Raw genomic sequence first — 23,045 nt, 5'->3', positions numbered from 1 at the left:
CGGGGCGTGGAGGGCGCTTCGCGCGGAGGCGGGGCGCGCGTTCCGAACGTCCCTGATGGCCGGACGGTGTGGTTGGCACGGAAAGACATCGGGCAGGAACGCATAGCGCGATCCTGCCCGATGATGGCTGGTGTAGGACAGCCGGAAACGTCCCCCGGTGCGTAGTGCGCGACCGGGGGACGGGATCAGAAGGCGGCGGTCAGCGAGACGACGCCGGTGCTCGCCGCGATCGGGCTGCCGTTGGTGGTCTTGCTGAAGTTCGGCGTCAGATAGAGCGCTTCGCGATCCGAAATGTCGGTGTCGACATAGGCGACGCCCAGCGTCAGGTTCTTGTAGGTGAAGTCGGCGCCGAGCGACCAGTCCCAATATTTGCCGGTGGGGGCAAGGCTGGTGCCGTTCGGCCCGAGGCCGGGGTTACCGTCCGAATAGCCGATGTGCGCCTTCAGCGTCACCGGCGTGTTCGGCACGCCCGCGGCGGCATCGCCCGACAGGTAGATATTGTCCTGACGGCTGCCGTCGCCCGCGATCAGCGGGGTGAGCGAGCGGGTGAACAGGCCGAGCGAGGTCTGCTTGGGTGCGTAGAACACGCCGGCGGTGAGCGTGGCGGGGCCGGCGGTGCCCGAGAGCTTGCCGTAGAATTCGACCACGTCGGTTTCGTCCGCGCCGCCCGGATAGGTATACCAGGTGACGCCGGCATCGACGGTCGCGGTGTCGAAGGTGTGCTTGTAGCCCGCGATCAGATCGAGTTCGAGGTTCGCGCCGCCGAACGTGCCCCAGCCGGCGAGGTTCGAACCCCAGGTGCCGATGTACAGGCCGCTTTCATGCGCGATGGTGATGCCGCCCTGCACCGCGACGTTCTTGTCGCTCTGCGACACGCCGCGAAAGCGATAGTCGGACGCGACCGACGCGCTGCCGCTGACGGTGATCGGTTCGGGTGGCGCGGTTTCCTGCGCCATGGCGGGAACTGCGGCAGTGGCTGCCAGAATGGCGGCCGGGAGGAAGGTCGAGAATCGCATCGTAAACCCTTTCTGCGGTTACGGGGTGATTCTCCTGCGTTGACGGTCGCCGCGATGGGGTGGACCTTGCTGGTCCGTGCGGTCTGGCCGTCGATGGCGCGAATATGTCGGTATCCGCCGCGCCGCACAATGATTATTGCGCGGCGGGCCGATGCAACGACGCCCGCTGTTGCGTGGCGGCAACAGCGGGCATTGGAGGGACGGGATCACTCTCGTCCAGGGCGGAAACGACATTCAGCCATTCCGGTACAGCGCTTGATCGAAAATGCTGCCTTGTCTGTCACCCCGGACTTGTTCCGGGGTCCACCCGGCCGCGTGCGCTGTCGACAGTGCATCGAGCGGCATCGATCGCTGCGCCGTGGACCCCGGAACAAGTCCGGGGTGACGATGTGGCAGTGGATGTCGATCCGCCCTGATGGTCATCCCCACGAAGGCGGGGACCCATTGCCGCCGACGTAGCGAATCTGTCGCGACGACGGCGTATATGGATTCCCGCCTGCGCGGGAAGGACGATGGGGTTAACCGCGAACGGCGAGGATCGCGTCGATCTCCACCACCGCGCCGAGCGGGAGGACGGGTACGCCGACCGCGCTGCGGGCGTGGGTGCCGGCGTCGCCGAACAGCGCGACCATCAGTTCGGACGCGCCGTTCGCGACCTTGGGCTGATCGGTGAAGGTCGCGGCCGAATTGACGAACACGCCGAGCTTCACGACGCGCTCGACCCGGTCGAGGCTGCCCAACGCCTTTTCGGCTTGTGCCAGCACCATCAGCGCGCAGCGTTCGGCGGCGCGGGTGGCATAGGCCAGATCGCGGTCGTCACCGGCGCGGCCGGTCATCAGCTCGCCATCGTCGAAGGGCAACTGGCCCGAGAGGTGAAGCAGGCCGCCGGCCTCGACCGCCGGAACATAGGCCGCGACCGGAGCGGCGGCGACGGGAAGGGAGAGGCCGCGTTCGGCCAGTTTCGCAGGGATGTCATATGCCATGGAGCAGTTCCTCGTTCGGCAGGGGGGTGGCAGTCAAGCGGTGGCGGGCAGGCCGCGTTCGAAACGCGCCGCGATCCAGCGTTCGGCCTCGACCCAGTCGTCGATCCGGGCATGGGCGTGGGGCGCGGGGGGAATGTGGACCGCCAGATCGGGTTCGGACACCATGTGCAGTCGGTGGACCTCCGGCACGGTCTGCGCGACCGATTCGTGGTGGACGGGCAGGTCGTCGACGAACACGGTGACGCTCGGCCCATATTCGGCGACGAGCCGCGCGACCGGCGGGCCCTTGCCCCCCTGATTGCATTCGACGCGGTGGACGATGCCGTGGGTGGCGAGCTGATCGACGCGGTGGGTGCGGCAATGGTCCTGCAAGTTGGTCAGCACGACGATGTCGGCGTGGGCAGCGAGCCGTTCGAGCGCCTCGCGGGCGTGCGGCACCAGCGTCTGGCGCGCCATTTCGGCGGGGAAGAAGCCGTCGAGCTTTTCCCACATTTCTTCGGGCGCGAGCACGGTGCCGTCGGCGCGGGTCATCGAATCTGCGAAGCTGCCGCCCTCCATGCGGAAATCGATCGCGTGCGCTTCGCCCAGCCAGGTGCCGAAGTGGCGGACCATGTGCAGCAGCACCTCGTCACAGTCGGTAATGAGCAGGGGTTTCATGGATTCTCCAGTCGGGTGCGCGCGGCGACGAGGTCGGCGGGCGTGAGGCCCAGCGCGTCGGCGCAGGCGATCAGGTCGGGCTCATACGCTTCGAGATGGGCGAGAAGCTGGACCAGCAAGATGGGGTCGCCGGCGCGGGCGCGCAGGTCGGCCGGGTCGATGCCGGTCAGCGACAGGAAGCGTTCGGCGCGCGGGGCCTCCGACATCACCCATGCGAGTGCGCCGAGGGCGGTGGTGACCGCGTCGTGATTTGTCTCTCGTCCGCGCATCGCCTAGACAGCCTCCTTGCACTCTGGCGGGAAACGAAGCGCGTGGCAAAAAGGGTACTCGTTGTCGAGGACAACGAACTTAACCTGAAGCTGTTCTGCGACCTGCTGCGCGCGCATGGCTTCGTGGTGGAGCCGGTGCGCGACGGGCGCGAGGCGGTGGCGAAGGCGCGGGGGTTCCTGCCCGACCTCATCATCACCGACATCCAGTTGCCGCATATGACGGGGCTGGAGCTGATCGCGCTGCTGAAGGCCGACGCGCGGTTGCGCGGCGTGCCGATCATGGCGGTGACGGCCTATTCGGGGCGCGACGACGAGGAGCGGGTGCGCGCCGCCGGGGCCAATGCCTATGTGACCAAGCCGATTTCGGTGGTGCGCTTCGTGGGCGAGGTGCGGGCGTTGCTGCCGGAGTAAAAGGTTGCTCCCCTCCCTGACAGGGAGGGGTTGGGGGTGGGTCGGTTCGCGAGGGAACGATAGCGCCTGCCACAAGCCTACCCACCCCCGGCCCCTCCCTTGTCAGGGAGGGGAGAATCAGCGCAATCCGGTCCGCGCCACCGCCATGGTCAGCAGCGCGGCGATGGCGGCGGCGACCCACAGCATGGCGAGGCCGAGCCAGTGCCAGCCGACCGCGCCGATCGTGACCCCGGCGACGAAGCCGAGCCACAGCAGCAGTTCGGCGCGCAAGCCCGGCGCGGCGGCCTCGCCCAGCAGGCGGCGGGCAAGGCGCTGGCCGATTCGGACGAGCGTGCCGGTCATATAGGTCAGCGCGACGCGGACTTCGCCGTCCTCGGCCACCACGCCGTTCTGTGCGCCCATCGCAACGGCGAGCGGCAGCAGCGCGAGGGGGAGCGGGACGAAGGCGGTGAGCGCGGCGGCGATTGCGAGGAGTACGGTCACGAGGCCCATCACCGCCTCGCCGCGCCGCTGCGCGCCCAGCCGTTCGGTGGCGGCGGCCCCGGCGATCGTGCCGAGCATCGCCCCGCAGATGAAGGCGAGGATCAGCGCGGCGGCGGTGGCGGCGGCGCCGTTCCAGCCCTCCGCCAACCCCAGCCCCAGTCGGGTCGAGTTGCCCGACATGAACGAGGCGAAGAAGCCGCCCAGACTTTGGAACGCCAGCGCGTCGACGATGCCGGCGAGCGCGGCGAGGGCGATGGTGGCAAGGGTCGCGGCTGGGGTGAGGCGTCGCATGGGTCTCGGCTCGGGATCGGCATCAGGGGCAATTCGCGTGAGGCCATGGTGGTTCCGCCTCGTCAACCCGCGCGCGGTACGATACGCGCGGACGATGGTCCCTTCTCCGCAAGCGCTGGGGCAGATGCTCGGCGCGCTCGATCTGGTCGGTATCGCGGTGTTCGCCGCGTCGGGCGCGCTGGCGGCGACGCGGACCGCGCAGACGTTCGTCACCGCCGCGTTCTTCGCGCTCGTCACCGGGGTGGGGGGCGGCACGGTGCGCGACCTGCTGATCGGCGCGCCGGTGTTCTGGGTGCATGGCGCGCCCTATGCCGCGATCTGCGTCGCGGTGGCGACATTGGTCTGGATCACGCCCGAGGACTGGTGGCGCGAGCGCGCGCTCGAATGGCTCGATGCGGCGGGGCTGGCGGCCTATGCGGTGTTCGGTGCGGCCAAGGCGGCGAGCTTCGGCGTGCCGCCGTTCCAGGCGGCGGTGATGGGGGTGCTGACCGCGTGCGTCGGCGGCATATTACGCGACGTGCTGGCGGGGGTGCCGTCGATCCTGATCCGGCCCGAGCTGTATGTGACGGCGGCGGCGCTGGCGGCGGGGCTGCATGTCGTGCTGGTCGCGGTGGGCCTGCCGCCGTTCGTCGCCGCGCTGCCGGCGGCTACCGCCGGGTTCGTGCTGCGCGGCGCGGCGATCCGGTTCCGGCTGGCGCTGCCGGCGTATCGCGGGCGGCGGTAGTTTCAGCACCGGGCAGGCTCCCCTCCCTGGCAAGGGAGGGGTTGGGGGTGGGTCGGCCGGTTGGGGTACGCTCACCATTCCTCGCCGACCTACCCACCCCCGGCCCCTCCCTTGTCAGGGAGGGGACAAGGTACTTTACCCCCAGCGGCTGCGGTGGTCGTCGTCGTGGCCTTCGCGCAGCATCGCGGCCTGTTCGCGCCAGCGTTCGGTGTCGATCGTGCCGGGGCGCAGGCGCAGGTCGTCCTCCAGCGCGCGCTCGTCGGCTTCGGTCAGGTTCTCGATCGCGCGATAGGTCTTGATGCCGCGCTGGCCCAGTGCGGTTTCCAGATCGGGGTCGATGCCCCGGATACGCGAGAGATTGTCGCGGCCCCAGCCGAAGAAGCCGCTGCCGTGCGAGGCGCTGGCCGCCGCCGTGGCGGTCGCCGCCGTCGTGGCGGTGCCGCGTTCCTTCGCGAACCGATCGCGTTCGGCCTCGACCTCGCGCAGTTTCGTCTCGCGGGTCTTGAGGTCGGCGGCGACTTCGGCGCGATACGCCTTGTGCGCGGTTTCCTCGTCACGGAAACGCTGCTTCCATTTCTTGCCGCCCGAGGACGAGGCGAGGCCGAGCAGCCAGCCGGCCAAGAGGATCAGCGCGAGTACCGCGAATTGGGTCGGCGTCTGGAAGAGCATCGCACAGGTCCCCGTTTGGTTACGGGGCTAGAACGGTCGCGATGCCGGGGTGTTCCGTGCGGATCGGGCGGCGCGCTCCCTCGCGGGCCTACCCACCCCCGGCCCCTCCCTTGTCAGGGAGGGGAGGTTTTATTTGAACGCGTCGCTGATGCTGCAGGCCGCTGGCCCGAGGATGACGATGAACAGCGTCGGCAGGATGAACAGGATGAGCGGCACGGTCATGATCGCGGGCAGGCGGGCGGCCTTTTCCTCGGCGCGCATCATGCGTTCGTTGCGGAATTCGGCCGACAGGACCCGCAGCGCGCTGGCGAGCGGGGTGCCGTATTTCTCGGTCTGGATCATCGTCGTCACCACGCCCTTGACCGCGTCGAGGTTGATGCGGGTGGCGAGGTTCTCGAACGCCTGACGCCGCTCGGTCAGGAAGCCCAGCTCGATCGCGGTGAGGGTGAATTCCTCGCCCAGCTCGGGATAGGCGCGGCCCAGTTCGCGCGCCACGCGGTGGAAGGCGGCGTCGACGGTCAACCCCGCCTCGGCGCAGATCACCAGCAGGTCGAGCGCGTCGGGCAGGCCCTTGCGGATCGCGTCCGAGCGTTTGGTGATGCGGTTCTTCAGGTAAAGGTCGGGCGCCTTGTAGCTGAGGATGGCGGTGCCCGCGACGATGCCATACGCCTGCAGCGGGCTGTAGTCGGAAAAGGCATCGGTGCCATAGACGAGGTAGAGGATCGGCAGCCCGAAGGTAATCGGCAGCACGAGACGGCCGAAGATCACCGCGACCGCCCAGTCCTTCGAGCGGATGCCGGCCTGGAGCAACTTGATCTGTGCGGTCTTGAGCTGTTCGTCCTGCAACACCTTGAGCGAGGTGAGGAAGGCGCGGATGCGGTCGGTCGCCTCGTTCTTCTGGACCAGCTTGGCGCGGCGCTTGCTGGTCGAGGCGGTGATGCCGGCCTTCAACTGTTCGCGCCGGTCGTTGAGCGCCTTGACCCGGCGCTGCATCGGATCGCGCACCGACGTGGCGGCATAGATCGCCAGCAGCACCGCCATCGCGGCGACGCCCGACAGGATCGTCGCGACCATCAGGACGTCGATGCCGAGCAGGGTCGGACCGTTGGGGTTGCTCAGCATCGCATCAGATCTCGAAGTTAATCATCTTGGCCATGATGAAGGCGCCGATGCCCATCCAGACCATCCCGCCAAGGCCGGTGACGATCAGCCGGGGGTCGATGAAGAAGGTCTGCATGTAGCTGCCGTTGATGAACCAGATCATCCCGAACACGATGAACGGCAGCGATCCGATGATATAGGCCGACGCCTTGGATTCGGACGACATCGCGCGGATCTTCAGCTTCATCTGCGAGCGTTTGCGCAGCACGTCGGCAAGGTTGGCGAGCGTTTCGGCGAGGTTGCCGCCGGTTTCGCGCTGGATGGCGATGGTGATGATGAAGAACTGGAATTCGGGCGTGCCGAGCCGGTCGCCGGTTTCCTGAAGTGCTGCATCGAGCGTGCGGCCGATCTTCATCCGGTCGTTGATGGCGCGGAATTCCTCGCCGACCGGGCCATCGACCTCGTTGCCGACGATGCCCATCGTCTCGGTGATCGGTAGCCCTGAGCGCAGGCCCCGCACCAGCAATTCGATCGCATCGGGGAATTTGGCGGTGAATTTGGCGACGCGCCGCTGGATGAGCTTGCCGACGACGAAGTGCGGGAGCCCGGCGCCCACGAACAGGCCGAACAGCAGCGCCAGCAGGAACGGCATGCCCTTGATAAGCAGCAGCAGCGCCGTCACCGCGAACAGGCCGCACGACGCCATCAAATACTGGCCGATCGTCCAGCCCTTGCCGGTCTGGACGAGGCGCAGCTTCAATTGTTCGACGTTGGGCAGGATGCGCTGGGCGGTGCGATCCGCCTTGCTGGTGCGGTTGTTGCCGATCCGGCGAAGCTGCGCGTCCATCGCGACGGTGCTGGCCGATCCGCTGTGCCGTTCGCGCACCGCCAGCAGGCGGCGGCTGGTCGCCCGCCGGGTCGACGGACCGGCGAAGGCGACCGCGATCAGCACCAGCGTGAGCGACGCGCCGGCCATCGTCAGCAGGAGCGGCAGCATCTCCATGGCTATGCGTTCGCCCCCGCCTTTGCCTTGCCCTTGGCGGGCAGGCGCGCGCGCAGCCCGGCGAGCTTGCCGAGCAGCGAGGTGCCGCCGGCCTTGCCGCGTGCCTTGGCCGTCGTCGTGTCGATGTCGTCCTCCGCCATCCGGCACAGCCGCTGGGCAAGCGAGAGCAATGGGGCGACGGTCTTGCTGCCCTTGCCCGCCTCGGCGAGCGGCTTGCCGAGCTTGGCAGATTGTGCGGCGAGCTTGCCGTCGAAGGGGACGAGGAAGTCGATCTTGCGTTCGATCGATCCTTCGAAATCCTTGCGGCTGATTTCCAGCAGTGCGGCGGGCTGAACGCGGTTGGCGACGACCAGCAGCGTCGTCTGCGGCGCGTTGCTGCGGAACCACGACAGGATGCGGATCGCGTCGCGCGCCGCCGCCAGCGTCAGTTCGGTGACGATCACCGCGCTCTGCACGTCGGACAACAGGTGCGGATGCGCGACCAGCATGCCGCGCGGCATGTCGATCAGCGTGCATTCGAACGCGGCGCGCATCTCTTCCTGCAACTGGTAATAGGCGGCACCGTCGGTCAGCACCGGCTGGTTGATCGGTGCCTCGGCCGAGAGGACCGAGAGGCGTTCGCCCGCGCGCACCATCGCGCGTTCGATGAACAGCCCGTCGATGCGGCTGGGATTTTCGATCGCGTCGGTGAGGCCACGTCCGGGTTCGAGGTCGAGCGCCAGCGCGCCGGTGCCGAAATGCACGTCGAGGTCGAGCAGCGCGGTGGTGCGCTTCTCGCGGTCGCTCAGCAGCCATGCGAGCGAGGCGGCGATCGTCGTCGCCCCCGCGCCGCCGCGCGTGCCGACGACGGCGATGGCGCAGTGCGGACGCTCGACGCTCGTCTCGACCGGCTTTGGCGCGTTGAGCAGCGCCTGCGCCTGGGTGATCGCGTCGCGCACCATGTCGGGGTTGAGTGGCTTGAGCAGATAATCGTGGATGCCGCTGCCGATCAGGTCGCGGTAGAGCCGCACGTCGTTCACCTGACCGCAGGCGATGACGACGGTGCCGGGTTCGCAGACTTCGGCCAGACCGTTGATGTCGTTGAGCGGATCGCCCGATTCAGACAGGTCGACGAACAGGACATGGGGGCTGGCGGCGACCGACAGCGACTGGACGGCGGCGCGCAGGCCCCCGCGCTGGACCTTTTCGGTCGGCCAGCCGTGTTCGGTCGCAAGGCCGCGCAGCACGTCGGTGGAATAATCGTCGCACACGAAGCCGACGAAGGGATCGCGCACGCTCGTCTTGGCGAGGGAGAAGGGGGCGTTCATTACTTGCCGCTCCCCCCGGTCGCGCTGCCGACGCTGTTGGTGATCTGTCCGCCGCCGTTGCCGCTGGGCGCGGCGCGGCGCAGCGCGCCGATCGCCTTGGTGCCGGTGATGGTGTCGGTGGTGCCCATGTCGCGCTGCCCGCGCACCAGATCGCCCGGCGCGGCGACCATCGCGGCGAGGTTGGTGTTCACCGCGCAGCCGAAGTCGGACGAGGTGTGTGCGCCATAGTTGGGCTGGCTGAGCCGCGACGTGTCGGGGCAGCCGGGAACGGCGGCGGTCATCCGCGAGACGACGACGCGCACCGTGCCGGGTTCGATGACGCCTGCGACGGGCGGGACCATGTCGGCGAGCAGCAGCCCGTGGCGCGCGGCTTCGGCGGCGACGTCGGCGCGGACCGCCGGGTCGGCCGACCCGCCGGCATCGACGCCGACCTCGTCACCGTAACGCAGCCGCATCGTGTCGAGCCAGCCGGCGAGGCGGGCGCGTTCGCCGGTCGCGAGGCCGGCGGGACCGGCGGCGAGGTCCATCGCATAGGCGGCGCGCGAGACGACCGGCTGGTGGACCGATTCGACGCCGCGGTTCGGCGTGCCGCTGCATCCCGCCAGCAGCGCGGTGCCGGAAAGGGCGAGGGCGAGGGTACGGATAGAGAGCATCGGAATATCCCTCACTGATTGCTGAAGCCGGGGGCGACGGCGGGAGTCGCCCGGTCGCGGCGGCGGGGGGCGGGATCGGCGGGCACGGGGGCCGCCGCGCCGGTCGCGGGGCGCGCGGGCAGCGGCGTGACCATCGTCGGCACCGGACGCGGGGCGGGGGTGCCGCCGCCTTGCATCTGGCCGAGCAGCACGCGCTCGACATCGTTCGGCGTCTTGTAGCTGTCGGTCGGCAGCGCGATCTGCGTCTGGCTGTCGACCGGTTTGACCAGATAGGGGGTGATGACGATCACCAGTTCGGTTTCGTTGCGGGTGAACCCGTTCGAGCGGAACAGCGAGCCGAGGATCGGCAGATCGCCCAGACCCGGTGCCTTTTCGATCGAATTGTCGTGGTTGTTCTGCAGGAGCCCGCCGATCATCATGCTCTGGCCCGAGCCCAGTTCGACCGTGGTTTCGACCCGCCGGGTCGAGAGCGCGGGGATGGTGGTGCCGTTGATCTGGACCGATCCGGCGGCGGTCAGTTGCGACACTTCGGGGCGGACGCGCATCGAGATGCGGCCGTCGGCCAGCACCGTCGGGGTATAGGCGAGGCTGACGCCATATTGCTTGTATTCGACCGACACCGCGCCCAACCCCTGGCTGACGGGGATCGGAATCTCGCCGCCGGCGAGGAACGATCCGGTTTCGCCCGACAGCGCGGTGAGATTGGGGTTGGCGAGCGTCGTCACCTGACCCACCCGTTCGCCGAGGTCGAGCGCGCCAAGCACGTCGAGGCCGAGCAATTTACCCGCGCCAAACAGCGACGTGCCGATACTGGCTTTTGTGACCGCGGTAATGCCCGCAGTGAGTTCGGTCGACTGGCCTAGCGGACCGCCGGGGACGAACTGGGGGAAGAAGGCGCGGCCTTGCCCCACGCCGAACTTGAAGCCTCCGGTCGCGTCGGCGGAAGTCAGGTTGACGCCGATGTTCTTGACGAAGCTGCGGCTGACCTCGGCGATGCGGACCTGGAGGTTGACCTGCAGCGGGGTCGCCATCTTCAACCGGTTGACGACGGCGACCTTGAGCAGTGCCGCCGGATCGCCGACCGCGACGCCGGGGTTGAGCAGCGAGGCGACCAGCCGTTCGACCTGCGCGCTGTCGGCGGGCGAGGCGACGGTGCCGTTGATGACCGCGATCTGTCCGACCGTCGTCACCCGGACGTCGGCATCGGGAATCGCCGCGCGCAGCATCCGGTCGATGCCGGTGATGTTCTGGCCGACGCGGACGTTGGTGGCATAGACGATCTGTCCGGCGGCATTGGTCGCGAAGATCGTCGCTTCGCCGTCGGCCTTGCCGAACAGGTGGATCTGGCGCGGATTGCCGACATAGACGTCGGCGACCGTAGGGTTCGATACCCAGACGTCGACGACGGTGCCGGGCAGCGTCACCAGCTCGCCCTGTCCGATCGAAAGCTGCACCTCGCTCGAGGGGCGGATCGATCCGGCGGGCATCGTGCCGACGCGGGCGGCGCGGGCCTGTCGGGCGGGCGTCGGCGCGGCGAGCGCGGGCATCGAGGTCGCGACCAGTGCGAGCATGAGCCCGCCCCCAAGCGTACGGCGGATGAAATCAGGGCGCATCAGTTGTTCCCCCCGACCGGCACGTCGGTCACGGTGTTGCCGCGAGTGATCCGCACCACCGGTCCGCGCGGCGCGGGCGGGGCATAGCCGGGGGCGCCGCCGGCGGGCGACGACGACGGCGCGGCCATGGGCGGCGCGGACATGCCGTCGGGGCCGGCCATGCCGCCCATGCCGCCGGGGGTCCGGCCGGGCACGGTGCTGCGCTGGAACCGCGACACGTCCGCCCCGGTCGAGAAGGTCGACGAACCGTCGATCGGCCGCGCGGCGATGCGTTCGAGCGCGGCCTTCTCCGCCTTGGGATCGCCGTTCGCGGGCAGCGTCACGTCGCCGCTGGCGATCGCTTCCTCAAGGTCGGCACCGGTATCGGCGATCGAGCGCAGCGACAGCGACAGCGTGCCGACGGTCTGTGCCACCGCGATCTTTTCGGCGATGCGCGGCGTCGCCTCGACGGTGACGGTCGAATAGCCCGAGACGACGGTCTTGCCCTGGTCGTCGGTGTTCTTGTCGGTCCGCTGGTCGGTCGCCAGCACGCGCAGGTTGCGCAGGAACGTCTCCGATGCCTTGAGCGGCGCGCCGTCGCCGCCGCCCGTCACCGTCTGGGTGAGGACGAGGTCGACACGGTCGCCCGGAAAGACGAAGCCCGCGACCGCGCTCTGCGCCGACACCGGCACCGTCACCGCGCGCATGCCGGGCCCAAGTGCTGCGGCAAGGAAGCCGCGGTCGCCGGGCTTCACCAGCGAGCCTTGCGTGATCGGCTGTCCCGCCGGAATGGCGAAGCGGACGACGGTGCCGGCCAGGTTGCGCGCATCGGCCGCCGATTCGAGGTAATAGGCGTTCTCGACCAGTTCCTTGGGCCATGGCTGGAACCGGAGCGAGGCGGCGTCGATGATCGTGCCGACCGGCAGCGCCTTCGTCGCCACCAGCACGCGCGGGCCGTCGACCGGGGCCTCGACCGAATTGGCGGCGGCGACCGGGGCGGGGGCGCCCATCATCAGCGATCGTGCCATGAACGCGGTGATCCCTGCGATCACCAGCGCTCCTACCAACAGGATCAGTTTACGTGCGTCCATGACGTCGATGGCCTTTCGATTCTCTGGCCGGCGGAATGGCGTTAAGCATCATCCCAGAGTGGTTAAGATCGGGTTCGCGAGGATCAGCATGCCGGCGATGGCGATGGCGACGCCGTAGGGGATTTCGGGCACCGCCTCGCTTCGCCGCCGGCGGCGATCGATGACGAACACCAGCGTGATCGCCCCGCCGACGATCGACATGACCAGCAGCATCGACAGCACCGCGCCCGGCGGCAGCCACAGCGCCAGCGCGCCGATCATCTTGACGTCGCCCCCGCCCATCTGCCCCAGCGCGAAGGCGCCGACGAACAGCGCGAACACGATCAGCGCGACGAGCGCCTGCAGCCCCATGTCCCATGGCGTGAGGCCGAGTGCCCACCACCACAGGGGAGCCAGCAGCGCGATCGCCAGATTCTTCGCGTTCGCGATTTCGCGGGTGCGCGCATCCTCGATCCCCGCGAGCAGGAGCAGCAGCACGAGCGCCGCCGCCAGACAGGGGATAAGGATGGGCGTCATGGTCCAACCCCCTAGACTTTAGGGGTTGCGAAACCGTAACCGGGCCCATGGCCGCCCATGCCCTGTACCGCCGTGCGATCCCCTCCGCCGCCACCATTACGCAGTGGCAGGCGGCCGACGGCTGGGCGCACCGTCGGTTCGACTGGCCCGCCCCCGCCAATATCGCGCCGCGCGGGGTGATGCTGTTCCAGGGCGGGCGCGGCGACGTGTTCGAGAAATATCTCGAAGCCTTTGCTCATTGGCACGTGCGCGGCTGGCACATCGCGTCGTTCGACTGGCGCGGGCAGGGGGGATCGGGGCGCTGCACCCCGGCGGGCGACTGCGGCCATATCGACCGGTTCGAGGCGTATCTGGACGATCTCGCCGCGTTCTGGACCAGCCTGCCCGCCGGGGGCCCGCGCGTCGTGATCGGCCATTCGATGGGCGGGCACCTGATGCTGCGCGCGCTGGTGGAGGGGCGGATCGATCCCGCCGCCGCCGTGCTGGTCGCGCCGATGCTGGGACTGCGCGCGCCGGTGGGGCCGCGCTTCGGCGAGGGGATGGCGCGGCTGATCGCCGCGTTCGGCAGGCGGACCCGCGCGGCGTGGAAGGGCAACGAACGGCCGCATACGCTGAAATCGCGCGAGTCGCTGCTGACGCACGATCCGGCGCGCTATGCCGACGAGGTCTGGTGGCAGGGGGCGAACGCCGCGCACCGCACCGGGCCGCCGAGCTGGGGCTGGGTGATCGATGCGTTCCGCTCGACCCGGCAGTTGCGCGCCGATCCGGCGCTCACCACGATGCGCGTGCCGGTGCAGATGCTGGTCGCCGAAGCCGACGCGCTGGTCGATCCCGCCGCCGCGCTCAAGGTCGCGGCGACGCTGCCCGATTGCGACCTGCTGCGCTTCGGCCCCGAATCGGCGCACGAGATCTTGCGCGAGGCCGATCCGGTGCGCGCTCAAGCGATCGCCGCGATCGACGGCTTCCTCGACGCGCGGGCACCGGCGCGGCGGACGACCCACGCATGACCCGCCAGCGAATCGCGATCGTCGGCGCAGGCATGGCCGGGGCGAGCCTTGCCGCCGAACTGGGCGAGGCGGCGGACGTCGTCTTGCTGGAGGCCGAATCGCAGCCGGGCTATCATGCGACCGGGCGGTCGGCGGCGTTCTGGTCGGAGACCTATGGCGGGCCGCTGGTCCAGCCGTTGACCACCGCGTCGGGGCCGCTGCTCCATGCGCCGCCGGCGGACTTCGCCGAACGGTCGTTCCTGCGCACGCGCGGCGAATTGCTGATCGCGCGCGATCCCGCCGTGCTCGACACGCTCGCCGCCGGGTTCGCCGGGAGCGGGGTGCCGATCGAACGGCGCGATCCGGGCGTGCAGGTGCCGGGGCTGCGCGGGACATGGGACGCGCTGTGGTCGCCGGGCTGCGCCGACATCGATGTCGCGGCGCTCCACGCAGCATATCTGGCGAAGGCGCGGCGGTCTGGCGTGGTGCTGCGTTGCGACTCGGGGCTGGTCGCCGCCGGGCGGCGGGGCGGGGCGTGGATGCTGACGCTGGCCGACGGGGCGACGCTGGCGGCCGACGTGGTGGTCAACGCCGCCGGGGCATGGGCCGATGGTGTCGCGGAACTGGCCGGGGCAGCGCCGCTCGGCATCCGGCCGTATCGCCGGACCGTGGTGCAGTTGCGGGTCGATCCGGGTGCGCCGGCCGACCTGCCGCTGGTGATCGACGCCGCCGGCGGGTTTTATTTCAAGCCCGAGCCGGGCGGACGGCTGTGGCTGTCGCCGCATGACGAGACGCCCGACACCCCGCATGACGTCGCGCCCGAGGAGATCGACGTCGCCACCGCGATCGCCCGGTTCGAGGAAGTGGTCGACTGGCGCGTCGTGGCGGTCGAGCGGCGCTGGGCGGGACTGCGCAGCTTCGCGCCCGACCGGTTGCCGGTGTACGGCTTCGATCGCGCGGTGCCCGGCTTCTTCTGGTGCGCAGGCCAGGGCGGGTTCGGCATCCAGACCGCGCCCGCCGCCGCGCGGCTGTGCGCGGCGCTGCTGGGGCACGGCCTGCCGCCCGCAGGGGTCGACCCGGCGCGCTACTCGGGGCATAGATTGTCCGAGTAATGTGATGAGCCATTTACGGTAGCGCTAACAATCCCTATCTGGCGTCCAAGGACCGAGCGAGAGGACCATCATGACGATCACCGGCGAACTGTTTCTGGGCGCGAAGCGCGTTGCCCGCGACGATTTGTTCCAGGCCTATGACCCCGCCACCGGCGCGCTGTTCGGCGAAGGCTTTTCCAAGGGCACGAAGGAAGACGCGATCGAGGCATGCGATCGTGCCGCCGCCGCCGCGCCGCTCTATGCCGCGCTGCCGATCGAGCAGCGTGCCGCCTTCCTCGACGCGATCGCCGATGAAATCGAGGCGCTGGGCGACGAGCTGATCGAGCGCGGCAGCCGCGAGACCGGTCTGCCGACCGCACGCCTGACCGGCGAGCGCGGGCGCACCTGCGGCCAGTTGCGCCTGTTCGCCAAGGAAGTGCGCGACGGTGCGTGGCAGCAGCTCCGCATCGATCATGCCGATCCCGCCCGCGCCCCGGTGGCCAAGCCCGACCTGCGGCTGCGCACCGTGCCCGTCGGCCCGGTGGTGGTGTTCGGCGCGTCGAACTTCCCGCTCGCCTTCTCGACCGCCGGTGGCGACACCGCCTCGGCGCTGGCGGCGGGCTGCCCGGTGATCGTGAAGGCGCATCAGGCGCATCCGGGCACCGCCGAGCTGGTCGCCTCGGCGATCATCAAGGCGGCGGAAAAGACCGGCATGCCCGATGGCGTGTTCTCGATGGTGTCGGGGTCGGGGCAGGTGATCGGCACCGCGCTGGTCGCCGATCCGCGCGTGCAGGCGGTGGGCTTCACCGGATCGCGTGCCGGCGGCACCGCGCTGATGAAGGTCGCGCAGGAGCGGCCGCAGCCGATCCCGGTCTATGCCGAAATGTCGTCGATCAACCCGGTCGTGCTGATGCCCGCCGCGCTGAAGAATCGCGGCGAGCCGCTGGCCAAGCAATATGTCGGGTCGCTCAGCATGGGCGCGGGCCAGTTCTGCACGAATCCCGGCCTCGTCCTCGGCATCGCCGGGCCGGAACTCGATGCGTTCCTCGACGTGGCGGGCGAAGCGCTGCTCGGCACCCCGGCGCAGGTGATGCTGAGCGACGGCATCCACAAGGCGTATGAGGAAGGCCGCGCCAAGCTGGCGTCGAGCCCGGCGGTAACGATCGTCGGCGAAGGTGCCGAGCCCGAAGGTCCGACGCGCGGTCGCGCGGCGATCTTCGCGGTGTCGGGCGAGGACTTCCTCGCCGATCCGGCGCATGCCCACGAAGTGTTCGGCATGTCGTCGGTCGTCGTGAAGTGCGCCGATGCCGCCGAACTGGCCGAGGTGCTGGGCAAGCTGGAGGGACAGCTTACCGCGACGCTCCAGATCGACGAGGCCGATTACGACGACGCCCGCAAGCTGATCCCGGTGCTGGAACGCACCGTCGGCCGCATCCTGTGCAACGGCTGGCCGACCGGCGTCGAAGTGGGCCATGCGATGGTCCATGGCGGGCCGTTCCCGGCGACGTCGGACGGGCGGACGACCTCGGTCGGCACGCTCGCCATCCACCGCTTCCTGCGGCCGGTGTCGTACCAGGATTTCCCCGAGGCGCTGCTGCCTGACGCGCTGCGCGAGGGGAACCAGAATGGCGCGCTCGCCCGGATCGACGGGGCGTGGACGGTCGGTTGATGGCTTGCCGGGACCGATCGATATTCGGTGATACTCGTTGATGTTCGTCATTCCCGCGCAGGCGGGAATCCATAACCGCTGACGTTTAGGCTGGATTCGCAACGCTGGTGCATATGGGCTCCCGCCTGCGCGGGAGTGACGACAAGGGATGGAGCAGTCGTCCCGCGTCAGCGAACGGAATGTCGATCGGACCTGACTGGAAATAAGGGGGCGGCGGGTCGTTGATCCGTCGCCTTCTTCATGTTCGGAAACATGCCATGGACGACGACACGATCATCGACACGCCCGAGGGGCCGAAGCGCTGGGGCGACTGGAAGAAGAAGAACCCGGTGCAGCTCCCCTCGCGCCGGACCAAGGGCAAGACATTGCCGAACAAGGTGAAGCTGCGCACCGACGAATGACGGCAACGAGCCGGCTTCCGCTGCGGCGGTGATGAGTGCACAGCAGCGTCGGACAGGCGGGAGAGCAGGCGATGGCGACGGCGACACGGGTTTCCTTCGGAACGCTGGACGGCGCGCCGGCCGAGGCGATCGAACTGGCGGCAGGCGCGCTGTTCGCGCGCATCCTGCCGTTCGGGGCGACGCTGCATGCGCTGCACGTGCCCGATCGGAATGGCGAGGCGGCCGATGTGCTGCTCGGCTATGACGACGTGCAGTCGTATCGCGACCGGCCGGGCTGGTACGGGGTGACGGTGGGGCGCTACGCCAATCGCATCGCCGGGGGACGCTTCACGCTCGACGGGGTCGAGTATCCGCTGGAGATCAACAACGGTCCCAACCACCTCCACGGCGGATCGGACGGGTTCGACCAGCGGCTGTGGCATGTCGCGAAGGTCGCGGCTGACGAGGATACGGCATGGGTTCGCCTCGAACTCTACAGCCCCGATGGCGATGCCGGTTATCCGGGCACGCTGCACGCCAGCGCGACCTATACGCTGGACGAGGACGGGCTGACGATCACCTATCGCGCGACGTGCGATGCGCCGACCGTCGTCAACCTGACCAACCATGCGTTCTTGGACCTGTCGGGCATCGGCGAGGCGATGGCGCAGCGGTTGATGCTCCATGCCGACCAGTATCTGCCGGTCGATGCGACCTCGATTCCCACCGGCGAGCGGCGCGCGGTGGCGGACACGCCGTTCGATTTCCGCGTGCTGCGCCGGATCGGCGCGGGACTGCGCGACGGGCGCGACGACCAGATCGTGATCGGGCGCGGCTACGACCATAATTTCATCGTCGACGGCACGGCGGGCGCGCTGCGCCCGGCCGCCGTGCTGGCGTGTCCGGCATCGGGGCGGGTGATGACGATGAGCGTCACCGCACCCGGCCTGCAACTCTATACCGGCAATTTCCTCGACGGGACGAAAGGCGGCAAGGACGCGCGGCTGTACCGGCAGGGCGATGCCGTCTGCCTCGAACCGCAGGCGTTTCCCGACAGTCCCAACCGGAGCGATTTCCCGAGCGCGCGGCTGAACCCCGGCGAGTCGTGGCAAAGCGTGATCCGCCTGACGTTCACCCTCGCCGACGCTGCGGCATAGCGGCGAAGCGCTGCCCGATTATTGCGTCGCCGCAGGGCTTTATTGCGTTTGCGGCATGGGTGCTTGACGAAGCGACAAGGCTTTGCGAACGGCTTTACCCCTATGAAGCACCCCCTTCTCCTCGTCGCGGCCACCGCGGCGTTCGCCCTGTCGGCCTGTGGCCAGCAGCAGCCCGATGAACTCGACACGCGCGCGCCTGATCCGCTGGCGTCGCAGCTCGCCAACCGGCCGAAGGCGGAACTGCCGCCGCCGGTGAAGGCAAGCGTCACCTTCCGCTGCAAGGACAACAGCCTCGCCTATGTCGACTTCTTCGAAGGCGACACGCAGGCGAACTTCCGCGCCGACCAGAATGCGGTCCCGACGCGGCTGAAGGCCCCTGCCACGGGCGAGCCGCTGGTCGCCGAGGGTGGCTACAAGCTGACCGGCACGCCGAAGTCGATCACCCTGACGCAGCCCGGCAAGCCCGCGCAGAGCTGCACCGCCTGATTTCCGGCGCGGCGGCTCCCCTTCCGGGCCGCCGGACCGTATCGTACCTGATGAGGCCGGTGGGAATTCCCACCGGCCTTTTTTATGGGTTTCAAAGGCCGATCGCCGGCCTTGGAACCGGCGTCCTCGTGGTAAGGAACGGGATGTTCCGGCCCGATCGACCATCCTCTCCGTACCGTCACCGCGGACTCGTTCCGGGGCGACGGTGTATCCGGATCGGTCCGTTCAGTATTTCACCCGCGTCGCGCGCAGCTTGTAGCGCTTGAGCGCGTCCTGCACGCTGCCGTCGCCCGCCAGATGGCCGGCACCGACCGCGATGAACACCGTGCCCGGACGGGCCATGCGGTCCTCGATCCACTTGGCCCAGCGCGCGTTGCGATCGGTCAGCAGGACGCGCTTCAACTCGGGCGTGTCGACCATCTCGGCATTCATCGTCGCCGCCAGCGCCACCGGATCGCCCTTCGCCCAGTCGGCGACCATGGTGTCGATCATCTGCCCGGCCTTGGGCAGTTCCTTCACCGTCTCAGTGAGGAACGTCACCTGCGCCGCGTCCGATAGCGAATCGAAGAAGCCGAACTGCTGTTCGAGCGTTTCCAGCCCCGTCACCGGCTTGCCCGCCGCCTTGGCCGCGGCCGAGATCGTCTGCTCGGCGCCGCTTGCCGGGTCATAGCCCTGCTTCTGGAGCGTGACGAGCATGAGCGTGGAAGCGGCGAACCACGGATCGAGCGGTTCGAGCGCGCCTTCGGGCAGGCCGGCATCGGCGACCGCCTTGGCATAGGCTGGACGTTCGGCGGCGGGGAGTTTCTCGCTCAGCTTCGGGCCGGTCATGTTGACCGCCGACTTCATCACCGCCGCCTGCGCCTGTTCGGGCGTCGGCATCGGGATTTCGAGCACGACCTCGTTCGACTTGTCGAACGCGGTCTTCACCGCTTCGTCGAACCATGACAGGCCGGGCTTCAGGACGTGGATCGTCCCGAACAGATAGATGGTGGTGTCCTTGTCCTTGACCACCCACAGCGCGGGATCGGCATCCTTCGTCGCCGGTGCGGCGGTCGCGGCGGCCGGTGCGGGCGCAGGCGCGGTCTGGGCAAGGGCGGGGCCGGACAAGAGCGCCAGCGCGGCGCCGATGTACGGCAAGGTCCTGGATTTCATAACGTCCCCCGTTGGTGTCGCCTCCACCGGCGACGGCCGCAATCTAGCAGCAGGCGATGCGCCGGGGTAGCGAGCAATCGTCGTTTTTCGATATAGATTGCGCTCCCTTGGGATGGCGGAACGTCGGGCGGAGGCGCTTCGTTGACGGGGGTGAGATGCCCCCTTCCGGGGCAGCGCCGGGACCTCCGCCATGCTGCAAGCGCCGATCGATGCCGCCGTCCGTACCGCCGTTCCCTCGCCCGAGGTGGTGAGCGCCGCGCTGGCGGATGCGCTGGCGACGCGGTCGGTGCTGTTCGTCGCCGCCGACGAGGGGCGCGCGGCACGGGTCGCGGCGCTGCTGGCGGCGTTCGTGCCCGATGGCGAGGTCGTGTATCTGCCCGCGAGCGACGCGCTGCCCGGCGACGATGCCCCCGCATCGCCGGCCAATGCCGGTGCGCGGGTCGCGGCGCTGCGGCGGTTGCGGGTGGCGAGCGCCGGGGGGCGGAGCGTGGCGTGCATCACTACGCCCGAGGCGACCGCGCTGCGCGTCGCGCCGCCGGCGGCGTTCGATGCCGCGCCGCCGGTGCTGCGGACGGGTGATGCGATCGACATAGGCGGTTTCGCCGATCGCGCGGTGGAGCTGGGATATGTCATCGACGACCGGGTCGACGAGCCGGGCGAGGTCGCGGTGCGCGGCGGGGTGATCGACCTGTTCCCCGCCGATGCGGCGGGGCCGGTGCGCGTCACGATCGAGGACGATCGGATCGTCGCCGTCCGCCGCTACGATCCGGTGACGCAGCGCAGCGATGCCGATCTGGACGCCATCGTCATCGGCCGCGCCGCCGAGCCGGTCGTCGCGGACGGCGTGCCGCTGACCGATCACCTTCCCGATGCCGCGATTGTCTCCGACGCGCAGGTGGACGAGCGTCGCCAGCGGTTCCTCGACCTTGCTCGCGATGCTACCCATCGGCGGCGGCGCGACGATGCGACGCTGGTGGATGGCGCAACCTGGGACGCGCTGATCGCCGGGCGGGAGCGGATCGACCTGCCGCCCGCCGGGGATGCGCCGCCGCGCTTCGTCACCGGCAACGCCCCGGCGCGTGCGTTCGGCAGGTTCGCGCGCGGAGTACTGGCGGATGGCCGGCTGGTGCTGGCGGGCAGTCCGCGCGACCTGCGGTTTCTTGCCCCCCGGCTGGCGACGCTTGGCCGGACCGACCCGGTAACGATCGGGTCGTGGGCCGAGGCGGCGCAGGCGAAGCCCGGCAGCGCGATGCTGCTGACCGCGCCGGTCGATCGCGGCTTCGTCGCCAGTGGCGTGACCGTGGTGGCAGGCGGCGACCTGCTCGGCGGGCGGGCGCGCGGTGACGAGCTTGCGGTATTGACCGGGGCGCTGTTCGCGGAAGGCGGCGAGCTGCGCATCGGCGACGTGGTGGTGCATGAGGACTTCGGCATCGGTCGCATCACCGGGCTGGAAGCATTGCCGGGCGAGGAAGGCGGCGACGCGATCGTGCTGGACTATGCGCGCGACGCCCGGCGGCTGGTGCCGGTGGCGGAGGCCGACCGCATCTGGCGCTATGGCGCGGAAGGCGACGGCGTAGCGCTCGATGCGCTCGACGGAACGAGTTGGCAGAAGCGGCGCGGTGCGATCGACGCCGCCATCGCCGAGAGCGCGCGCGAGCTGGCCGCGATCGCCGCCGAGCGTGATGCGCGGCAGGTGCCGCCGATCGAGGCCGATGTCGCGGCGTACGAACGCTTCGCCGCCGGCTTCGCCTTTACCGAAACGCCCGATCAGGCGCGCGCCATCGCGGCGGTCCGCGCCGATCTGGCGAGCGGGCGGCCGATGGACCGGCTGGTCATCGGCGACGTCGGCTATGGCAAGACCGAGGTGGCGTTGCGCGCCGCCGCGATCGTCGCGCTGGCCGGGCGGCAGGTGGCGATCGCCGCGCCGACGACGGTGCTGGTGCGCCAGCATCTCGACAGCTTCACTCGCCGTTTCGCCGGCACCGGCATCGTCGTCGCTGGCCTCTCGCGGCTGTCGAGCGCGGCCGAGAAAAAGCGGGTGAAGGCGGGACTGGCCGACGGGTCGATCGGGGTCGTGATCGGCACGCAGGCGCTGGCCGGCAAGGGTGTGGCCTATGCCGATCTCGCGCTGACCGTGATCGACGAGGAGCAGCGGTTTGGCGCGGCCGACAAGGCGAAGCTGCGGGCCTTGAGCGATCACGTCATGACGCTGTCGGCGACACCGATCCCGCGCACGCTGCAATCAGCGATGATCGGGTTGCAGCAACTGTCGGTCATCGCGACGCCGCCCGCGCGGCGGCAGCCGATCCGCACGACGCTGGGCATCTTCGACGATACGACGGTGCGCACCGCCTTGCTGCGTGAACGCTCGCGCGGCGGGCAGAGCTTCGTCGTGGTGCCGCGGATCGAGGATATTGCCGCGCTGGAGGAGCGGCTGCGGCGGCTGGCGCCCGAACTCGGGGTCGTCGTCGCGCATGGCAAGATGGCGGCGACCGAGATCGACGAGGCGATGGTCGGCTTCGCGCAGGGTGATGGCGACGTGCTGCTGGCGACCAACATCATCGAGGCGGGGCTGGACGTGCCGCGCGCCAACACGATGATCGTCCACCATGCCGACCGGTTCGGCCTGTCGCAGTTGCACCAGTTGCGCGGGCGGGTGGGGCGCGGCGGGCGGCGGGGGCAGGTGCTGCTGACCACCGAGCCGGACAAGCAGGTGGCCGAGGCGACGATGCAGCGGCTGCGCACGCTGCAGGCGTTTGACCGGCTGGGCGCGGGCTTCGCGATCAGCGCGCGCGACCTCGACCTGCGCGGTGCCGGCGATCTGGTGGGCGAGGCGCAGGCCGGGCACATGAAGCTGATCGGCATCGACCTGTACCAGTTCCTGCTGACCCGCGCGCTGCGCGCGGTGCGGGGCGAGACGGTCGATCGCTGGGTGCCCGAGGTGCATCTGGGGCTGGCCGGGTGCCTGCCCGAAACATGGATTCCCGAGGCCGAGGTGCGCCTCACCCTCTATGGCCGGCTGGCGCGGATCGGCGAGGAAGGCGCGCTTGATGCGTATGAGGAGGAATTGGCCGACCGGTTCGGGGCGTTACCGGGCGAGGCGCAACGGCTGATCGATCTGAAGCGGGTGCAGTTGCTGGCCTGTGTCGCCGGCATCGCCAGGATCGATGCCGGGCCGGCGGCGATCGCGCTCACCCCACACGGCAAGGCGACGATGCCGGAGGCGGCCGGGCTGGTCGAGAAGAACGGCCGCTGGATACTGGCGGAACGGATCGAGGATGCGGCCGACCGGCTGGCGCGGGTGCAAGAGGTGCTGGCGGAGATCGCCGGGTAGCCGTCTGCGGTTGACGGGTCGTGG

At 69.6% G+C, this 23,045-nt stretch carries 23 protein-coding genes; 9 read left to right on the top strand and 14 right to left on the bottom strand.

Features of this window, described 5'->3' with window-relative positions; all coding sequences use genetic code 11:
• Positions 1-185: 185 nt before the first annotated feature.
• The 4 genes from ASG37_RS13525 to ASG37_RS13510 all read right to left on the bottom strand — a co-directional run bounded on the left by ASG37_RS13525 (position 186) and on the right by ASG37_RS13510 (position 2,925).
• Positions 186-1,016 carry a TorF family putative porin gene (locus tag ASG37_RS13525; protein ID WP_055761195.1) on the bottom strand — a complete coding sequence of 277 codons (831 nt, stop codon included), beginning with the start codon at positions 1,014-1,016 and terminating at the stop codon, positions 186-188.
• Positions 1,017-1,534: 518 nt separating this feature from the next.
• Complete coding sequence (locus tag ASG37_RS13520) at positions 1,535-1,999, bottom strand: RidA family protein (RefSeq protein ID WP_055761193.1); 465 nt, start codon at positions 1,997-1,999, stop codon at positions 1,535-1,537.
• Between the two features lie 33 nt (positions 2,000-2,032).
• A complete protein-coding gene (locus tag ASG37_RS13515) occupies positions 2,033-2,656 on the bottom strand; it encodes a hypothetical protein (protein WP_055761189.1) in 624 nt (207 codons plus the stop codon).
• Positions 2,653-2,925 (bottom strand): DUF3572 domain-containing protein, encoded by a 273-nt coding sequence (locus ASG37_RS13510; protein WP_055761186.1) that lies wholly within the window; start codon positions 2,923-2,925, stop codon positions 2,653-2,655. Before ASG37_RS13510 ends, ASG37_RS13515 begins: the two co-directional genes overlap by 4 nt.
• A 42-nt stretch (positions 2,926-2,967) precedes the next feature.
• Between ASG37_RS13510 and ASG37_RS13505 the strand changes: the two genes are divergently transcribed.
• Positions 2,968-3,336: a response regulator gene (locus ASG37_RS13505; protein WP_055761183.1), complete on the top strand. Its 369-nt coding sequence runs from the start codon at positions 2,968-2,970 to the stop codon at positions 3,334-3,336.
• Between the two features lie 117 nt (positions 3,337-3,453).
• On the opposite strand, the gene ASG37_RS13500 is transcribed toward ASG37_RS13505, so the two are convergent.
• Entirely contained in the window at positions 3,454-4,110 is a 657-nt protein-coding gene (locus ASG37_RS13500; protein ID WP_055761180.1) for a YoaK family protein, read from the bottom strand.
• A 94-nt stretch (positions 4,111-4,204) separates the two neighbouring features.
• Between ASG37_RS13500 and ASG37_RS13495 the strand changes: the two genes are divergently transcribed.
• Positions 4,205-4,834 (top strand): trimeric intracellular cation channel family protein, encoded by a 630-nt coding sequence (locus tag ASG37_RS13495; protein ID WP_055761178.1) that lies wholly within the window; start codon positions 4,205-4,207, stop codon positions 4,832-4,834.
• A gap of 135 nt (positions 4,835-4,969) precedes the next feature.
• On the opposite strand, the gene ASG37_RS13490 is transcribed toward ASG37_RS13495, so the two are convergent.
• The 8 genes from ASG37_RS13490 to ASG37_RS13455 all read right to left on the bottom strand — a co-directional run bounded on the left by ASG37_RS13490 (position 4,970) and on the right by ASG37_RS13455 (position 12,766).
• Positions 4,970-5,503, bottom strand: coding sequence for a hypothetical protein (locus ASG37_RS13490; RefSeq protein WP_055761174.1), 534 nt, complete (start codon positions 5,501-5,503; stop codon positions 4,970-4,972).
• 129 nt (positions 5,504-5,632) lie between these two features.
• Positions 5,633-6,625: a type II secretion system F family protein gene (locus ASG37_RS13485; protein ID WP_055761171.1), complete on the bottom strand. Its 993-nt coding sequence runs from the start codon at positions 6,623-6,625 to the stop codon at positions 5,633-5,635.
• A gap of 4 nt (positions 6,626-6,629) precedes the next feature.
• Entirely contained in the window at positions 6,630-7,607 is a 978-nt protein-coding gene (locus ASG37_RS13480; RefSeq protein ID WP_055761170.1) for a type II secretion system F family protein, read from the bottom strand.
• Positions 7,608-7,609: 2 nt separating this feature from the next.
• A complete protein-coding gene (locus ASG37_RS13475) occupies positions 7,610-8,914 on the bottom strand; it encodes a pilus assembly protein CpaE (RefSeq protein WP_055761166.1) in 1,305 nt (434 codons plus the stop codon).
• Positions 8,914-9,567, bottom strand: a complete 654-nt coding sequence (locus tag ASG37_RS13470; protein WP_055761163.1) for a CpaD family pilus assembly protein — start codon at positions 9,565-9,567, stop codon at positions 8,914-8,916. Before ASG37_RS13470 ends, ASG37_RS13475 begins: the two co-directional genes overlap by 1 nt.
• A gap of 11 nt (positions 9,568-9,578) precedes the next feature.
• Positions 9,579-11,138 (bottom strand): type II and III secretion system protein family protein, encoded by a 1,560-nt coding sequence (locus tag ASG37_RS13465; protein WP_082448475.1) that lies wholly within the window; start codon positions 11,136-11,138, stop codon positions 9,579-9,581.
• A 41-nt stretch (positions 11,139-11,179) separates the two neighbouring features.
• Positions 11,180-12,250 carry a Flp pilus assembly protein CpaB gene (gene cpaB, locus ASG37_RS13460; protein WP_055761159.1) on the bottom strand — a complete coding sequence of 357 codons (1,071 nt, stop codon included), beginning with the start codon at positions 12,248-12,250 and terminating at the stop codon, positions 11,180-11,182.
• Positions 12,251-12,298: 48 nt separating this feature from the next.
• On the bottom strand, positions 12,299-12,766 hold the full coding sequence (locus ASG37_RS13455) for a prepilin peptidase (protein WP_055761156.1): 468 nt from the start codon (positions 12,764-12,766) through the stop codon (positions 12,299-12,301).
• A gap of 47 nt (positions 12,767-12,813) precedes the next feature.
• Here ASG37_RS13455 and ASG37_RS13450 point away from each other — a divergent pair, with 47 nt between their 5' ends.
• The 6 genes from ASG37_RS13450 to ASG37_RS13430 all read left to right on the top strand — a co-directional run bounded on the left by ASG37_RS13450 (position 12,814) and on the right by ASG37_RS13430 (position 18,535).
• Positions 12,814-13,773: an alpha/beta fold hydrolase gene (locus ASG37_RS13450; RefSeq protein WP_055761153.1), complete on the top strand. Its 960-nt coding sequence runs from the start codon at positions 12,814-12,816 to the stop codon at positions 13,771-13,773.
• Positions 13,770-14,864 (top strand): NAD(P)/FAD-dependent oxidoreductase, encoded by a 1,095-nt coding sequence (locus ASG37_RS13445; RefSeq protein WP_055761150.1) that lies wholly within the window; start codon positions 13,770-13,772, stop codon positions 14,862-14,864. Before ASG37_RS13450 ends, ASG37_RS13445 begins: the two co-directional genes overlap by 4 nt.
• A gap of 70 nt (positions 14,865-14,934) precedes the next feature.
• Positions 14,935-16,512 carry an aldehyde dehydrogenase (NADP(+)) gene (locus ASG37_RS13440; protein ID WP_055761147.1) on the top strand — a complete coding sequence of 526 codons (1,578 nt, stop codon included), beginning with the start codon at positions 14,935-14,937 and terminating at the stop codon, positions 16,510-16,512.
• 257 nt (positions 16,513-16,769) lie between these two features.
• Entirely contained in the window at positions 16,770-16,913 is a 144-nt protein-coding gene (locus ASG37_RS17925) for a hypothetical protein (protein WP_200909814.1), read from the top strand.
• Positions 16,914-16,948: 35 nt separating this feature from the next.
• Positions 16,949-18,049: an aldose epimerase family protein gene (locus ASG37_RS13435; protein WP_235525243.1), complete on the top strand. Its 1,101-nt coding sequence runs from the start codon at positions 16,949-16,951 to the stop codon at positions 18,047-18,049.
• A gap of 102 nt (positions 18,050-18,151) precedes the next feature.
• Positions 18,152-18,535 (top strand): hypothetical protein, encoded by a 384-nt coding sequence (locus ASG37_RS13430; protein WP_055761145.1) that lies wholly within the window; start codon positions 18,152-18,154, stop codon positions 18,533-18,535.
• 225 nt (positions 18,536-18,760) lie between these two features.
• Here ASG37_RS13430 and ASG37_RS13425 read toward each other — a convergent pair whose 3' ends face one another.
• Entirely contained in the window at positions 18,761-19,687 is a 927-nt protein-coding gene (locus ASG37_RS13425) for a TraB/GumN family protein (protein WP_055761142.1), read from the bottom strand.
• Between the two features lie 190 nt (positions 19,688-19,877).
• Here ASG37_RS13425 and ASG37_RS13420 point away from each other — a divergent pair, with 190 nt between their 5' ends.
• Positions 19,878-23,021: a helicase-related protein gene (locus ASG37_RS13420; protein WP_055761139.1), complete on the top strand. Its 3,144-nt coding sequence runs from the start codon at positions 19,878-19,880 to the stop codon at positions 23,019-23,021.
• Positions 23,022-23,045 lie beyond the last annotated feature (24 nt).

Source organism: Sphingomonas sp. Leaf407 (assembly GCF_001425385.1).
Classification (GTDB): domain Bacteria; phylum Pseudomonadota; class Alphaproteobacteria; order Sphingomonadales; family Sphingomonadaceae; genus Sphingomonas.
This window is presented reverse-complemented; position numbering and strand designations above follow the sequence as displayed.

Coding starts and splice junctions, on each gene's coding strand:
- ASG37_RS13475 (WP_055761166.1), bottom strand. CDS start 8,914: ATGAACGCCCCCTTCTCCCTCGCCAAGACGAGCGTGCGCGATCCCTTC.
- ASG37_RS13480 (WP_055761170.1), bottom strand. CDS start 7,607: ATGGAGATGCTGCCGCTCCTGCTGACGATGGCCGGCGCGTCGCTCACG.
- ASG37_RS13465 (WP_082448475.1), bottom strand. CDS start 11,138: ATGCTCGCACTGGTCGCGACCTCGATGCCCGCGCTCGCCGCGCCGACG.
- ASG37_RS13425 (WP_055761142.1), bottom strand. CDS start 19,687: ATGAAATCCAGGACCTTGCCGTACATCGGCGCCGCGCTGGCGCTCTTG.
- ASG37_RS13450 (WP_055761153.1), top strand. CDS start 12,814: ATGGCCGCCCATGCCCTGTACCGCCGTGCGATCCCCTCCGCCGCCACC.
- ASG37_RS13440 (WP_055761147.1), top strand. CDS start 14,935: ATGACGATCACCGGCGAACTGTTTCTGGGCGCGAAGCGCGTTGCCCGC.
- ASG37_RS13455 (WP_055761156.1), bottom strand. CDS start 12,766: ATGACGCCCATCCTTATCCCCTGTCTGGCGGCGGCGCTCGTGCTGCTG.
- ASG37_RS13490 (WP_055761174.1), bottom strand. CDS start 5,503: ATGCTCTTCCAGACGCCGACCCAATTCGCGGTACTCGCGCTGATCCTC.
- ASG37_RS13515 (WP_055761189.1), bottom strand. CDS start 2,656: ATGAAACCCCTGCTCATTACCGACTGTGACGAGGTGCTGCTGCACATG.
- ASG37_RS17925 (WP_200909814.1), top strand. CDS start 16,770: ATGGACGACGACACGATCATCGACACGCCCGAGGGGCCGAAGCGCTGG.
- ASG37_RS13510 (WP_055761186.1), bottom strand. CDS start 2,925: ATGCGCGGACGAGAGACAAATCACGACGCGGTCACCACCGCCCTCGGC.
- ASG37_RS13430 (WP_055761145.1), top strand. CDS start 18,152: ATGAAGCACCCCCTTCTCCTCGTCGCGGCCACCGCGGCGTTCGCCCTG.
- ASG37_RS13500 (WP_055761180.1), bottom strand. CDS start 4,110: ATGCGACGCCTCACCCCAGCCGCGACCCTTGCCACCATCGCCCTCGCC.
- ASG37_RS13470 (WP_055761163.1), bottom strand. CDS start 9,567: ATGCTCTCTATCCGTACCCTCGCCCTCGCCCTTTCCGGCACCGCGCTG.
- ASG37_RS13525 (WP_055761195.1), bottom strand. CDS start 1,016: ATGCGATTCTCGACCTTCCTCCCGGCCGCCATTCTGGCAGCCACTGCC.
- ASG37_RS13420 (WP_055761139.1), top strand. CDS start 19,878: ATGCTGCAAGCGCCGATCGATGCCGCCGTCCGTACCGCCGTTCCCTCG.
- ASG37_RS13445 (WP_055761150.1), top strand. CDS start 13,770: ATGACCCGCCAGCGAATCGCGATCGTCGGCGCAGGCATGGCCGGGGCG.
- ASG37_RS13495 (WP_055761178.1), top strand. CDS start 4,205: ATGGTCCCTTCTCCGCAAGCGCTGGGGCAGATGCTCGGCGCGCTCGAT.
- ASG37_RS13485 (WP_055761171.1), bottom strand. CDS start 6,625: ATGCTGAGCAACCCCAACGGTCCGACCCTGCTCGGCATCGACGTCCTG.
- ASG37_RS13520 (WP_055761193.1), bottom strand. CDS start 1,999: ATGGCATATGACATCCCTGCGAAACTGGCCGAACGCGGCCTCTCCCTT.
- cpaB (WP_055761159.1), bottom strand. CDS start 12,250: ATGGACGCACGTAAACTGATCCTGTTGGTAGGAGCGCTGGTGATCGCA.